The following is a 14,424-nucleotide window of genomic DNA, read 5'->3' on the forward strand; positions in this document are numbered from 1 at the left end:
TCATATGCCCTCTAAATAGTCTGAATATTTCTTCGCGGCAAGTCCCCAATCGTACTCCGCAATGACTTGCGAATTATCAAATAACGAGAACTTTAAGCCCTGCTCTACTATCTGCGTTAAAACGGCCGCCAACGCTTGATCCTTTTTGACCGTCACGAGCACCCCTAAGTTCTCCGTTACCACTTCTGCCAAGGCCCCCACCTGAAACCCGATCACCGGTAGGCCACTCTCAATCGCCTCAACAACCGCAATTGATAAGTTCTCCATGACTGAGGTCGTTAAGAAGAAATCGTACGCCCCATACCTAATGTCATTTTTGAAGCCCTGCAGATGCACGTTGGAAAACGAACGTAATTTTTCGCATAGCGCTTGATCATGGGCAGCACCGTAAACGTCAATGGATAGCCGATTGACTAATCCCGGTGGCATCAGCTGCAAGACCTTTAGTAGATGGCCAAACTTTCGCTGATCAATTCCACCCACCATCAGCACGTGATACTGCGCCTTATTCTTTTCGATACCACCCGTAATCGCATGTTTTTCTTTTAACTCGACACCGTTTCGAATCACATAACTCTGGGCATTAAACTTTTGGGTCACGTGCTTCATCCAGTCAGAAATACTAATTGTTACGGCACTATTGTAGATTGTGACCGCATACTGTGGCATAAACCAGGCCGCTTTCACGATTCCTAGACGACCGGTATAAAATGCCCCCACTGGCCAAAAGCTGTGATAAGTATGCAAATACCGGAGGGGTACCAACCTGAAGAAAAAGCCCAGATGATCGTCTGAATAACCGACATACGCCGACGACCCTGCAGTTTTCGCACGTATTTTCCTGATCATTTCCGTTTTCCCTGAACACTGATGAACAGTCGCCGCTGAATTCACCGCGCCCACCACATGCAGTGTGTACACGTCCACCGCAATGCCCCTGTTCGTCCATTCATTGATCAGCGAGAAGGTTGCCGAGGCCGCGCCGGTATACCCATCTCCATAATTTTTGGTCAGTACGATGATCTTCATCAAATCTCCCCCTTCTCAAAACGGTCATTTTTCATCGCTAACGACCACATCACAAAGATCAGTCTAAAGTTCGCTAAATCGAGGAAAAACATTGGAATAACCACCAACGACACCACCACCCAACCAGGGACTCGTTTAATCACACCATTAAAGATCCCTATGGTGTAGAGCACCAGGCCAACTATCCCCGTATCTAATAACAGTTGGACAACTGAATTATGCGTTGGAATCGGGAGCAAATGTAACTCGCTTGCTAGGCCATTACCAAGTATTGGACGCTGTTCAATGTAGCTCAATGCCGATCGCCAAACTAATACGCGACTATCACTCGTCACATTAGAATCAATCGTCAGCGTGCGATCTCTTCCAAATAAGGCCAGCACGCCATCAAATACATCATTGATGGCACTTACAAAGGTCGTCTTAAACAATAAGCCGACTGCCGCAAACACCACTAATAGAAGCAACATGACGCTGGTCCCTAGGAGGTGTTCCTTCTTAAATACCTTTTCATAAAAGACATAAAATAATAAGAACATCGCGACCACAATGACTGACGTTCTGGATAACGAGATGAGCGCCCCCAGCAAATAGAGCCAATACTGCCAATGCCAGGTAAAGGCGCGTTTATCTTTGAACTCTATCAAAATTCTGATGACGAGCACCAGTAGAAAGAATGCCATCATCTTATTGGGATCTGAAAAAAAAGCACTGATCCGCGACTCGGTTGTGTCACTGAAGACGCTAACGGCGAGTAACCGGCCGCTGTCGACATTGGTGATAGTGGTCTTGGTTTGAACCAGATACATCACTAACGCCTGCAAACTCACCAACCCACAGAATTTATCAAGCCATTTAATTAGGCTCCCTCGGTTAACCCGCAACTGATAGAAGAACAGTCCGGTTAACAAAGCCAAAGCGTACCGACTAAGTTCAAGCAGCATATTCGATAAGTAGCTATCTCTGGCTAAGTAAAAATAGCCCATTTGCAAAAAGAGATATAGAAAAAATGGGATGATCAGTAGCATTTTTGAATTAACGACTAGTTTCCCTTTACGCATGATCAAAAGCATACACGACACAATCAACACGACATCGGATAGCTTCAAGCCACCAATCGAAACGCCAAAAAAGGCAAATGACCAGATATATAATTTGAACAACCAAGTATCCAGATTATTTGATTTTTGAATGGTCAAAATAATCGAAAAAAACATGACGGCAGCAAATAGTCCAATTGATTTTGCATACATTATTGGTAACGCAACGTAAGCCAAGCTTCCTAAGAAAAACATCGTCTTATTCAAAATAATCTCAATCCCTTGAAAAACGCCCTAAACCACGTTTTGATGTTTAGCCAATCCGCTAATTGCGTAATAAACCATATTTTTACACGTTTGCATAATGGTTAACTTTTCTTGTCGTCTCAGCAATTGCCAAGTCCACATTGCCGATTTCACCTTATTACCACTAATAGAATGTTTGTGAACCCGGTAAACCGCCGTCACTTCCGGCAAGAGCGTTGCCATAATCTTTCTTGAACGCAGGAGGTCTAACCACAGTGCGTAATCTTCATGATGGACCTGTTTAAACTGCCTGCCTCGTAGGACCTCGGTCTTAACGATCGACGTCAACATGGGAATCGAATTGGACCTTAATAAGTCGCTGTAGCCAACCCTGGAAGGAAGCCCGGTGATTGCCCTTAAAACATCCCCCTCTTCGTTAGCAATCCGATAATAACTATAAACTAAGGGGAGGTGTTCCCGTTCCATAAGGGTGACCTCTCGCTCCAGCTTGTCGCGATACCAGATATCGTCAGCGTCAATAAAGGCAATATATTTTCCCTGGACCACCTTCAACCCGGCGTTTCTAGCGGCGCTGACGCCTAAATTCGTTCGCTGGTTAATAACTTTCAACCTGCGATCGTGCCGAAATTTTTCGATGACTTGTAAGGAATCATCGGTTGACCCATCGTTTACAACCACCAACTCCCAATGCTGATACGTTTGTTGCAACACCGACGCTATCGCTGACGCAACAAAGCGTGAGTCATTGAAAGTCGGCATAATCACACTAACTAGCGGTTCTGTCATCATTTAACGTGCCCCATCCCCGGTAAAAATAACCCTGATCGTGCCAATTAGAATTTCAATCTCCAACTTAGCTGACATATGGGTGATATAAAAATTATCGAGTCTTGCCTTTTCCCCCGGATCGAGATCATACCCACCATGAATCTGCGCATAACCCGTAATTCCCGGTTTGACCCGTAGTCGCTGCGGAAATTCCGCAAACTCATGACTGAATTTTTCGGTAAATTCGGGTCTTTCTGGACGCGGCCCGATCAAACTCATATCGCCCACAATGACGTTCCACAACTGCGGTAACTCGTCGATCCTCGTTCTGCGCATAAACCGACCAACCGCCGTCACTCTTGAATCAGTCGCAGATGCCCAAACCGCCCCCGTTACTTTCTCGGCATCTTGTCTCATCGATCGCAATTTAATTAAGCAAAAGTCTTGTCCCAAGAACCCCACTCGCTGTTGAATATAAAAGATGGGCCCCTTCGACGTCGCCTTAATCAGAATCGCAAATAGTAAGATAATCGGCGAACTCATTAGCAAACCGAAAACACCAAAGAAGAGATCCATTCCGCGCTTCAACGGCTGATACCAGGGCACTACCGGCTCACCAATCTTGCTGGTGAAGGTACAGCCGACCTCTACGCCTGTCGTCAGCTGATTGGTTTTACTACCATACGCCGCATTTCTCATGTACCTCATTCACTCCTAACTGAATTCCAGTATGCTTCTAGCCCTGCTTCTAGGGTCCACCGACTCTTAAACCCTAAGTCATTCAAGCGGGATACATCGGCCACGGACCGTTTAATATCGCCTGCTCGAGGCGCAAGATAGTCAATTTTTAGCGTTCGCCGTGCAATCTTTTCGTACACCTGAATAACCTCTGCTAAGGAATTTTCCTGCCCATTAGCCACGTTAAATACCGTACTTACGGTTGATTTTTCAACGATCATGATCATGGCGCGAACGACATCCTCGACGAAAATGAAGTCTCTGGTCTGCGTCCCATCCCCATACAGCTTAAATTGGCGGCCTTCCACCAAACAATTGGTGATGATTGACAGTACTCCAGAATATGGCGATTGCGGATTTTGTTTGGGCCCGTATACATTGAAAAACCGAACACAGACCGTCGGCAAATGGTACAGTTTTCCATAAGCAGCCATGTACCGATCCGCTAGAAACTTATCAATTGCGTAGGGACTCAGTGGCCGAATGGCTGAGCCTTCACCTTTCGGGACCTGGATGTCATCCCCATAAACAGCGGCCGATGAGGAAAATAAAATACGCTTTACTTTAATATGTTCCCTGCGAATAAACTCTAACGAATTTAGGATGGCTTCTGAATTGACTTGATGCGTTTCCCAAGGACGTTTAATCGAATCAGCAACACTCGCGATTGCCGCTAGAAAGTAGATATAATCAAATTTGCCGCGCTTCAGGAGTCCATGCATGAACTCATAATCGCAGACGCTTCGTTGATAAAATGTGACCTGCGCCATATCGGCAATATTGCTGAGCCGCCCCATCGACAAATCATCAACAATGGTGACCTCGGCGCCCCGCTTGACCAAGCTATGGGCTAGATGAGAGCCAATAAAGCCTGCTCCGCCGGTAATTAACACTTTCATGACAAATCCCTTCTAATCGTATTAGCTGGTTAAAATAACCAGAACTTTCTCCTCTTTGCAGCCGAAATCTCCCTTAATTCTGGCATTGCGACATTTTCCCCATTAATCATCGCTTTGGCATTTTCATTGAATTGCCGGGCCATGTTCTCACCAAACTGCCGCGCTAACTTGTCAAAGGCAGCTGCCATCAAAAAGCGGCGTCCTGCAAAATTGTGCGCATCGGAGGCGAGAACAAAGCCGAGATTAGAACGAATAATTTTTTCCGTTAACCGCTCGACGTCACCGCCGAAAACTCCGAGGTAACTGCTACTAGTCAGTTGTGTTAAGCAGCCCATTTTAACCAAATCGTACAGGCGTGCTGGATTTCTTTGAATGTCGTGATTTCTTTCGGGGTGCGCAATGACCGGGGTAATGTTTCGCAATTTTAGCTCAAAGATGACGTTTTCCGTATATTCTGGAATCCCACTGTGCGGCAACTCCAGTAATAAGTAACGGTTGCCTTCATCCATAAACAGAATGTCATCCGCAGCCACTGCTTTTAATAAATCACCGGTTAAATGCACTTCCTGTCCAGGAAACACCGTCAATGGAATTTCCGCATCATCTATTGCTGACTGGAGGGTCGTTGTTCTAGCAATGACGTCTTGCTTATGATTCAAATACCGACCATCCATATGATGCGGCGTGACTAAGATGTGCGAGATCCCCTGTTTGACGGCTACCCGAACCATGGTCAAAGACATCCCCAGGTCTTTGGAGCCATCGTCGACTCCCGGTAGGATATGACAATGTAGATCAATTAATCCCATTACTTCTCATCAACTCCATAATGACCACCATAATAGTCGTCACCGTAATATCCCTTTGATTTCCGAACGGCTACTCGGTTCAAAATTGCCCCTAAAATGTTGGCATGCACGTTTTCCAGCAATCCTTTGGCCCGTCTAACCCCATTCTTATCAGCAATCCCCTGCGGTACCACCAAAATTGTGCCATCGGTTCTCGCTGCCAATAATTGGGCATCCGTTACGGTATTGACTGGCGGCGCATCAAAAATAATCAGGTCATACCGGTCACTCAGATCGTTGATTAATTGTAAGATCCGGTCACTCCCTAGCAGATCGGCGGGATTTGGCGGCATGGGTCCGCTACTAATGACGTCCAGGTTATTCACAATCGTCGGTTGAATCACTTCAGAAAGCGCGATTGACTGTGCCAGATACGTCGTCAACCCCCTATGATTGCCAACATTAAAAGATTTGTGCACCGTGGGGCGGCGTAAATCTGCATCGACCAGAATCACCTTTGTTCCCTGATCAGCCCACGTAATGGCCATGTTATTACTAATCGTGGACTTCCCCTCCGAGGGTTCAGAAGAAGTAAACAAGATTGACTTCAGCTGCTTACCTACAGAAGAAAATTGAATGTTGGTCCGAATCGTTTTAAATTGTTCCGCGGTCTGTCCTGTAGGATCGGTAAAGGCAACCAGACCAACGCCATACTTTAGACTCGTGTTGTCTAATTTTTTCTTACGTCGCTTAAACCATGCCATAGTCGTCACCTATACCCTTCTGCGATGATTACGAGGTTCAACGGCGCCCCGTCCATCCGTAATTAATACCTCAGACTCTGACCGATGGACTTGCCCCAGTTGCTTTTTAACGTCAGCCTGACTAATCTCATTGACGACGCCTAAGCTGGTCAGCCCCAATTCATCCCTTAACAGGTCTTCCGAGGTCACCGTTCGATCCGTGACTTCTCGAATGAACGCCAGCATGACGCCAAACAACACGCCGACTAGCAAACCAAGTAATAAGTTTAATGTCTTTCTAGGACTCACGACCTGATCACTGGGAACTGCTTGGGAGACAATGGAAACGTTATTGCCGCTCATGATTTTAACCACTCTGGCTTTGAAGACTTCGGCTGTTTCATTAGCTATATCCGCTGCTGTGTTGGCATTTGTTGCCGTTGCAGTTAAGGAAAAGACCTGTGAATTAGCCTTGTTACTGATGCTCAGCGCCCCTTTAATCGCCGCCATAGATCCCGGATATCCTGGTTCATCCCTAACTGTCTGATTCACGGTTGATAATACAGTTGGGCTGGTAATAATATCTTTATACGTGCTAATCATCTGGACATCTGCTTGCACCTGTTGGAGCTGTGCGCCCTGATTCTCCGGTGACAACTTACGATTGACCAGAATCTCCGTCGTTGCTTCATACTTTGGCGTCATCACGAAGAAGGTCACGCAAGCAGCGGCTAACAAGAATAGGACTGCTGAAACGGCAATCATCTTCAAATGTTTGCGCAAAATACTCATAATCTGGATCAAGCTAATTGTCTGTTCTGACCCCATATTCTCTTCAACCTCACAATTCATTTTCAAGCTCGTCAAGATATTTCAAAATAGCGGTAATCTAAATACTATCGCCACAATTAATTGATGCAGTATCGGCAGTTCTTCAGTAGAATCTAGCTAACTTGTTAGATATGGCGAATGGTAACTCTCTGGTTTTAAAGTACCTTTCTCCTGAACTGATTCGCTACGAGCGTTAATGGTATACAGCAAGAACGATATCGCCACTTATTATCTAACACTGGTAAAGAGTGGATTACTAGATAATTGATCGATTTCTTGTCGTGTTGTCTGCGGTGGCGACGATCGGTTAAGATGATGACCGTTGTTCCTCGTTACAGCAGATAGTTTGGACTTGTGAACTTACAGTTTTCGGTGACTCTGAAGCTCTTATATTTAGAAAGTCTTGTATTTACGGCCCTTCCCTCTGGTTTAATTGCCCCTAAAAGTACTCCAAATGCTGACTTTTTGGCATCTTTTTAACCTAATATTTTAATCCACTTAACAAAAGTTACACATCCCGCAGTAACTTAGTACGCAATAATTCATAATACTGTTCCACGGCTATATCCCTTCATCTTTATTACGAACTCAGATACTGCGAACTTCAGCATTATCCTACCAAAGCCACGTCACTAAGCAAGAAACGAGTTGATTCCTATATGTTCAAAGTACCCTACTGTGCGATAAAAAGAGGTCTAATTCGAAAGTGAATTAGGCCTCTTAGTTAAGACTACGAGTAAAAATTACACTCACTGTAAGGCTGGGTATTGTGTCAGCTATAAGGCTTGGATTTAAAGGGGGCGCGTCGTTAAGATCACGACACATGTGCATTAAAAGCCCATGAAGAAGCACGAGTATAGCCTTTCATGGGCTTTCCCCTGCTTTTCTTCTAAATTCATCAACTTAACTTATATACAAAAGAAGAGCTCTTTAATAGCAAAAATTGACTATTCATGCGATAATCATTACGAGAAGTTAATCTTCCCATCTTTGTAATACTGTAACTGTTGAAGTTTTAAAAATTGGAGGGGATTTTTTGAACTTTTGGGGAAGTTTCAAATTATTTTTTGCAGTTGCTGTGGGAACAACCATTTTGGGGCTTAATGGTTCACCGTTAGTATCACGATCAAACCAAATTGTGGCTCAAGCCGATACAATAGTTAATGTTCAAGAGCAAGGTATGACTGGCGATGATAAGACTGCTAATAATAGTGCTTTACAAAATATTATAAACCAACATACTGACGATGATCTGATCATTCACGTTCCTAAAGGAACCTACCTGTTCAACTCCGGTGCTATCAAACTACACTCAAATATTACATTTGAATTTGATAAGGGGGCTATTTTCCGAATTACCTCTGGTCATATGCTATGCTTTGTCTACCCAAGCCCTAAAGCAGGATATAATGGTGGCATCAAGAATGTCAAATGGGAAGGGGCCACATTTCAGGGAGACACTACGACTTCTGGACAAAGCTCATTTACACAGAGCGTTCACCATGCAACAAACATAACATTTGACAAATGCCATTTTTTCAATGCCGAGGTTCCAATCGGGCATTATATCGATTTAGATGGTAGTCGACACATAAATATTAAAAATTCTACATTCACTGGCTTCAATGGGATTCAGGACTTTAAAGAAGCTATTCAAATTGATTATTCAAATTCTATTGCCGTATCATATCACAATCCCGGAGACCAATATGACAACTTACCAACTTATGATGTAACCGTCAACAACAACAAATTTTTACCAATTTACAACGATTATAACCGTATTAGTTCATACGCACCGAACCCAATTGGTGAACATGCTATTTACAATAATGGGAAATCCGGAATTATCCACGACATTCACTTTACAAATAACACAGTCATCGATCCTAAGCCTTTGACGGCCAAAGGTGAAGGTAATATTCGTTTCATAGATGTTTCTAACCTTTGGATTACTAACAACAAATTTATCAACAAAAAAGTATCAAAATCTGGAAACTACATTTACCTAAATAACATTGAACCAAACTTAAAAATGACCAATTTAAACATTAAAAACAATACTTTCAACGATATCAATCCAAGTACTCAATACATCTTCTTGAATAATATCAATTCTAAAAATCCAATAACTCACATCAACATCACTGGTAATAAAATTGTAAGTCAGAAAAAAGCACCATTCGTTAAGGGGAATTTTTCTCTAAAGTCAGACACTATTAAAATTTCAAAAAACAACAACATAAGTGAAAAATATTATACCGATCTAATCAGTCATCATGCACAACTAGCCAAGGGGCATCAAAGATACGCACTATATAACCATATTCGTGGTCACAAAAACTGGAAGATCATAAAGTTTAATTGGAAGAAAAATAAAAATAACTATGTATTTCTCGACATGCGTGCCACATCAACCACCGGTCAATGGTACCGAATCCGATTTAATCAGAATCCAAGTGCGAAGAAATACTGGATTCGAAAAGGTGCTCTCAATCTTTGATTGTCTAAGTCTAAGATCTCATGCTACCTCTAGCGTCGGACAAGCGCATCGTTTCTATGCATATGTACCTAATAATTGACCGTCTAATGATTAGTAGCCAATCCACGATATGATCTCCACCAACCCCGGTTGACAAAGAGTCGTCATTAGGTCTTACCTTCAGATTAGCAAATTTAACCAACGTAAAAGTCTCACCTAAGTAATCTAAAGTTACTTAGGTGAGACTTTTACGTATTCAACAAATTATGATGAGAATCTTACTAATGGTTCTGAAATTAGCCTTCATGGTCCATGCTACCAATCAAACATGAACACTCCCTAATTATATCATCGATTAATAACCATTACCAGTAACCAACGTTGACTCACTTTCTTTTGACGTACTACTTTCAGATGAATCACTCGTGCTAGTAAATACTGCAGCTGATCCGGTTGCCTCATGAGAAATCCCCAAACCACTCCGAATATAATTAGTAACCCGTTGAAGTTCTTGTTTATGCATAACTTCCATATCTTGATCATTCAATTCTTTTCCATGACCTTGAAGATGAGTTTCTTTCACCGTTTTACCAGCTGAACGATAATTCTTTGCTAACCCAGTCAAGTTATCAAAGCTCAGATCAGTTTGTACCTGACTGGACAATGAATTTAAAAATGATTGATTCAACAAGGTTGAAATAGAACCACTTTTCTTCACCAAAGCCATTAATACTGACCGTTGACGAGTTTGTCGACCATAATCATTATTTGGATCATCGTACCGCATACGGGAATAAGCTAAGGCTTTTGCTCCATCCATATGTGTTTTAACACCCTTTTTAAAAGTATAGCCTTCATACTTAAATGACAGCGTTGGAACAACATCCACTCCATCAACTTCATTGATCACTTTTTTCATTCCACCCATATTAATCAAAGCATAAAAGTCAATTGGGATGTTCAACATCTCTTGAACGGTCTTAATAGTGGTTTTAGAACTTCCCCAAGCATAGGCTGCATTAATCTTCGAGGGTGCTCTACCCTCAAAACCCGGAATCGTCACGGCTGTATCACGAGGAATACTTGTAACTGTTGTCTTATTTTTAATAGGATTCAAAGTCACAACCATCATACTATCGGTTCGTCCCTTATACGTACGGCTCAAAGCCCCCGTATCTGTTCCCAACAAAAGAATGGATACTGGTTTCTTTTCCTTAATTTGCTTGCTTACATCTCTTTGTTTAGTTACTCCTGACGCTTTAAAGGAACTATTAACTGTTGATTTAACACTACGGTAGCGTTCCATTCCATAAGCTACTCCACCAACAATTAAAGCTAGTAGCACAATTAAAATAATATTTCTAAGCGTATGTTTCCTCTTAGCATGTTGCATCTATATACCCCCATCTACTTAATCTCGCAAATTGTTTTATTAACGTTTTACTAAATGTATAGCTTTCTGGATTATTTCAGCACGTAAAATGACTAGCATGAAACCATATACAATCATACCAACGATTACTTCTAACACCAACACCATCCAAGAGGTAGCCAATTGCCAATCCATGATTTTTACAACCACAAACATTAACAATCCCGCCAGTAGATACTTACCAGTATCAACAAAAAGTTTATTTACCGAAATTTGCTTACGAATAACCCACAACTGATAACCAGTAACCATTACTTCTGAAAAGACAGTTGCCACCATAGCACCTACTGCTCCCCACGACATAATCAAAGGAATGTTTATTATGATATTAGTAATAGCACCAAATGTAACAGACATTGTATAAGCCTTAGTTTGCTGGGTAGGCAACAAATATTGTCTTCCAATCGCATTACTCCAGGCAATCAGCAAAATAACACTTGCTTCTATTGTCATAAGCGGGATTACTGCTCTGAAGCGATTCGTAAAGAAGAGTGGAACAAATTTTGAGGCTACTGCTATTAATCCAAAAAACATAGGAAAAGCCACTGCAGAAACAAAGGAAAAACTACCGTATAAATAGTCACGAGTCTTATCCCGTTCCCCATTGGCAAATGCATTAGCTACATGAGGGAGCATAACAGTCCCAGTAGCAGTCACAATAGCTAAAACCATTTTGATAATCTTATCAGATTGATCAAAATACCCCGCTGCTTGAACTGACATCATAGATCCCAACATTGTCTTATTCACTACCAAGTAAACTTGAGTCGCTATTTGTGGAATAAAAAGGGCCAACGAAGGTACTAAATGACGTTTAATATTCAATTGATGCAAGGAGAGTCGTCCAATATACCTTCTCAAACTAGGAAACAATGTCAAATTTCCAAATAATAGTGATAGCGACAAGATCAAAATATATAGCCCTAAATCTGATTCACTCTTTATAAATACAAAAATACTTATAAGTGTCACAATTTTCACAGTTAAATTTCGTAACACTGTCACCGCAAAATTTTCAACCCCCATAAAGAACCAGGAAATATCAAAAGCAGCCGCAACCAGCGAAACAAATTGCGCTAGATAATACACATGGTATCGGCTTGTCAATAGGAAAAATATGAGAAAAGCCAATGAGGATAACAAAATAGTTAAAAACCTCATGAAAAAGATCTCATAAAAACTTTTCGTTAACTCTTGACGACTCTCACGGACATACGCAATTTGCCGATTTCCATACAAATTAACTCCAATACTTCCAAACAAAATGAAATATTGAATGACCGAGTTCGTATACGCATTTATACCTACCCCTGTTGGTCCCAAGACACGAGATAGATATGGCGTCGTAACTAAAGGAACTAGAAGTATGAAGATTTGATAAAATGCATTGTAAAGATAATTCTTAACAACCCTCATGAATTAGTTAATCTCCAAATTCCCGATGAACAACCTGCAATGCTGCCATGATTGTCTGATCCATATTATAATAACGATATTGTCCTAAGCGACCACCGAAGACTACATTGGGTGCTTCTTCACTAGCCAGCTCTGTGTACTCCTTATACAACTTCTTATTTCGCTGATTGTTTACCGGATAATACGGATCATCTCCACGATGCCAAGCCTGTGGATATTCATGGGTGATTACTGTCTTCCCGCTATTTCCCTTTCCAAATTCGAAATGCTTATGTTCAATAACCCGCGTAAATGGATGCTCAGCGTCTGTGTAATTGACCACCGCATTTCCTTGGTAGTTATCAACATCCTTAATCTCCGTCTCAAACTTAAGACTTCGGTACTCCAATGCTCCTAATTCGTAATCAAAGAACTGATCGATCATTCCAGTATAAATAATCTTTGTATCTGGATCATTCTCCACCTCTCGATGACCTAGATAATCTTCATTAAGCTTAACTTCAATAAGTTCGTTATCCAATAGCTTATCAATAATCTGAGTATATCCGCCTATGGGAATTCCTTGAAATGGATCATTGAAGTAATTATTGTCATATGTGAAACGAACCGGTAAACGCCGAATAATAAATGCAGGTAACTCTGTCGCTGACTGTCCCCATTGCTTTTCAGTATAACCTTTCACCAATTTTTGATAAACATCCGGACCAACTAAAGAAATTGCTTGTTCTTCAAGATTAGTCGGTTTTCCAGACAACGAAGTTGCTTGTTTTTGCTCTTCAATCTTAGCTTTGGCCTCCTCTGGAGTAATAACACCCCAGAGCCTATTAAATGTATTCATATTAAATGGCAAATTGTAAATCTCACCATGATAATTTGCAATCGGACTATTAACATAGTGGTTAAAATCAGCAAATTGCTGTATATATTCCCAGATGTTTTTCATCTTCGTGTGGAAAATATGGGCACCATACATATGTACTTGAATTCCCTCAATTTCCTTAGTATAGATATTTCCACCAACATGATCTCGCTTTTCTAATACCTTAACATGATGTCCACGCAATGCTGCTTCATGTGCAAAAACGGAACCAAATAGGCCAGAACCGACCACTAAGTAATTTGACATTAGTCTACCTCCTTAAATACTTTAAAGCTTGCGATTTTTTCAACTACTCTTTTCTCAACACCACTTAATAGGAATTGACGAATTATGTCAATTAAGCTACAAATGACAAAGATTATCACAGCTGCCACTACTGCATACATTAAAACAAACCAACTATTCTGGAATCTAGAGCCTAATATTACTCTATTCCACAGCCATTCACTAACAAGCCCATTGTCATGTATCAAATACACTGCAAACATCGTAGATGCGATCTTATTTATCCGTCTATTTACAAATGGCTTCGCTCTAATAAATACCAAGAATAAACAAAATGCTGCTATAAGTTGAACAGGACTAAAGCCACTCAAAAGCCTTTTATACAAGTTATTACCCGCATCTAATCCAAATTTGCTTTGAATATAAAACAAACCAAAAGTTGAGAAAATTAGGAACATCATACACCCAAAAAAGATTCGAAGATATACTGTACTGGAAATATTTTCTAAATCTTCTTTAAACAAACGAACATATGCACCAAAAAAATAAACGATAATAAGCCAAACACTATCATCACCAGTCGTACCCACTGAAGGATTATGAAAAACCGTTAATGATAGAGATAACATAAGAAATATTACAAGTAACATCTGAAATTGTTTTCTTGATAACCTCAAAATCAGAATATTAAGGAATGGGGAAAGTATATACATTATTATGTATGCCGTTACAAACCAGTTTAGATACCCAGAACTAGCAAAAAAAATAGTTTCTACTAGGGACTGTCTGAAAACTAAAAATTCAGGTATAATCTGAGGAAAAACGAATCGAGGCATTCCGATGACAACACCTAAACGATACGAACTGGAAGATGCTCAGTGGGACC

General features: G+C 41.3%; 13 protein-coding genes. 1 reads left to right on the top strand and 12 read right to left on the bottom strand.

The genetic code is table 11. The features are described 5' to 3' along the window. From HF569_RS10350 to HF569_RS10385, 8 genes are read right to left on the bottom strand one after another with little or no spacing between them, the layout of a single operon-like run. Positions 1-1,029, bottom strand: a complete 1,029-nt coding sequence (locus HF569_RS10350) for a glycosyltransferase family 4 protein (RefSeq protein ID WP_168902361.1) — start codon at positions 1,027-1,029, stop codon at positions 1-3. Then, positions 1,029-2,336, bottom strand: coding sequence for an O-antigen ligase family protein (locus HF569_RS10355; RefSeq protein ID WP_168902362.1), 1,308 nt, complete (start codon positions 2,334-2,336; stop codon positions 1,029-1,031). Before HF569_RS10355 ends, HF569_RS10350 begins: the two co-directional genes overlap by 1 nt. Before the next feature lie 27 nt (positions 2,337-2,363). Next, positions 2,364-3,125 carry a glycosyltransferase family 2 protein gene (locus tag HF569_RS10360; RefSeq protein ID WP_168902363.1) on the bottom strand — a complete coding sequence of 254 codons (762 nt, stop codon included), beginning with the start codon at positions 3,123-3,125 and terminating at the stop codon, positions 2,364-2,366. Beyond that, complete coding sequence (locus HF569_RS10365) at positions 3,126-3,803, bottom strand: sugar transferase (RefSeq protein WP_168902364.1); 678 nt, start codon at positions 3,801-3,803, stop codon at positions 3,126-3,128. Positions 3,804-3,808: 5 nt separating this feature from the next. Then, positions 3,809-4,741: an NAD-dependent epimerase/dehydratase family protein gene (locus tag HF569_RS10370; protein WP_168902365.1), complete on the bottom strand. Its 933-nt coding sequence runs from the start codon at positions 4,739-4,741 to the stop codon at positions 3,809-3,811. A 29-nt stretch (positions 4,742-4,770) separates the two neighbouring features. Further along, a complete protein-coding gene (locus tag HF569_RS10375; protein ID WP_168902366.1) occupies positions 4,771-5,550 on the bottom strand; it encodes a tyrosine-protein phosphatase in 780 nt (259 codons plus the stop codon). Next, on the bottom strand, positions 5,550-6,293 hold the full coding sequence (locus HF569_RS10380) for a CpsD/CapB family tyrosine-protein kinase (RefSeq protein ID WP_211089712.1): 744 nt from the start codon (positions 6,291-6,293) through the stop codon (positions 5,550-5,552). Before HF569_RS10380 ends, HF569_RS10375 begins: the two co-directional genes overlap by 1 nt. 9 nt (positions 6,294-6,302) lie before the next feature. Then, the gene (locus HF569_RS10385; protein WP_168902368.1) at positions 6,303-7,100 is read right to left on the bottom strand and encodes a YveK family protein; all 798 of its coding nucleotides are present in this window, start codon (positions 7,098-7,100) and stop codon (positions 6,303-6,305) included. Between the two features lie 1,039 nt (positions 7,101-8,139). On the opposite strand from HF569_RS10385, the gene HF569_RS10390 reads away from it, so the two are divergent. Next, entirely contained in the window at positions 8,140-9,606 is a 1,467-nt protein-coding gene (locus tag HF569_RS10390; protein ID WP_168902369.1) for a glycoside hydrolase family protein, read from the top strand. Between the two features lie 334 nt (positions 9,607-9,940). Here HF569_RS10390 and HF569_RS10395 read toward each other — a convergent pair whose 3' ends face one another. From HF569_RS10395 to HF569_RS10410, 4 genes are read right to left on the bottom strand one after another with little or no spacing between them, the layout of a single operon-like run. Next, positions 9,941-10,978 carry an LCP family protein gene (locus HF569_RS10395; protein ID WP_168902370.1) on the bottom strand — a complete coding sequence of 346 codons (1,038 nt, stop codon included), beginning with the start codon at positions 10,976-10,978 and terminating at the stop codon, positions 9,941-9,943. A gap of 39 nt (positions 10,979-11,017) precedes the next feature. Continuing rightward, positions 11,018-12,433, bottom strand: coding sequence for an oligosaccharide flippase family protein (locus tag HF569_RS10400; RefSeq protein ID WP_168902371.1), 1,416 nt, complete (start codon positions 12,431-12,433; stop codon positions 11,018-11,020). A 7-nt stretch (positions 12,434-12,440) separates the two neighbouring features. Beyond that, on the bottom strand, positions 12,441-13,559 hold the full coding sequence (gene glf, locus HF569_RS10405; protein ID WP_168902372.1) for a UDP-galactopyranose mutase: 1,119 nt from the start codon (positions 13,557-13,559) through the stop codon (positions 12,441-12,443). Beyond that, positions 13,559-14,374 (bottom strand): acyltransferase family protein, encoded by an 816-nt coding sequence (locus HF569_RS10410; RefSeq protein ID WP_168902373.1) that lies wholly within the window; start codon positions 14,372-14,374, stop codon positions 13,559-13,561. The genes glf and HF569_RS10410 overlap by 1 nt, the downstream gene beginning before the upstream one ends. Positions 14,375-14,424: the final 50 nt, after the last annotated feature.

It is taken from the genome of Levilactobacillus tujiorum (genome assembly GCF_012641185.1).
In the GTDB taxonomy this organism is placed as follows: domain Bacteria; phylum Bacillota; class Bacilli; order Lactobacillales; family Lactobacillaceae; genus Levilactobacillus; species Levilactobacillus tujiorum.

Coding starts and splice junctions, on each gene's coding strand:
- HF569_RS10350 (WP_168902361.1), bottom strand. CDS start 1,029: ATGAAGATCATCGTACTGACCAAAAATTATGGAGATGGGTATACCGGC.
- HF569_RS10360 (WP_168902363.1), bottom strand. CDS start 3,125: ATGATGACAGAACCGCTAGTTAGTGTGATTATGCCGACTTTCAATGAC.
- HF569_RS10365 (WP_168902364.1), bottom strand. CDS start 3,803: ATGAGAAATGCGGCGTATGGTAGTAAAACCAATCAGCTGACGACAGGC.
- HF569_RS10370 (WP_168902365.1), bottom strand. CDS start 4,741: ATGAAAGTGTTAATTACCGGCGGAGCAGGCTTTATTGGCTCTCATCTA.
- HF569_RS10375 (WP_168902366.1), bottom strand. CDS start 5,550: ATGGGATTAATTGATCTACATTGTCATATCCTACCGGGAGTCGACGAT.
- HF569_RS10380 (WP_211089712.1), bottom strand. CDS start 6,293: ATGGCATGGTTTAAGCGACGTAAGAAAAAATTAGACAACACGAGTCTA.
- HF569_RS10385 (WP_168902368.1), bottom strand. CDS start 7,100: ATGGGGTCAGAACAGACAATTAGCTTGATCCAGATTATGAGTATTTTG.
- HF569_RS10395 (WP_168902370.1), bottom strand. CDS start 10,978: ATGCAACATGCTAAGAGGAAACATACGCTTAGAAATATTATTTTAATT.
- HF569_RS10400 (WP_168902371.1), bottom strand. CDS start 12,433: ATGAGGGTTGTTAAGAATTATCTTTACAATGCATTTTATCAAATCTTC.
- glf (WP_168902372.1), bottom strand. CDS start 13,559: ATGTCAAATTACTTAGTGGTCGGTTCTGGCCTATTTGGTTCCGTTTTT.
- HF569_RS10410 (WP_168902373.1), bottom strand. CDS start 14,374: ATGCCTCGATTCGTTTTTCCTCAGATTATACCTGAATTTTTAGTTTTC.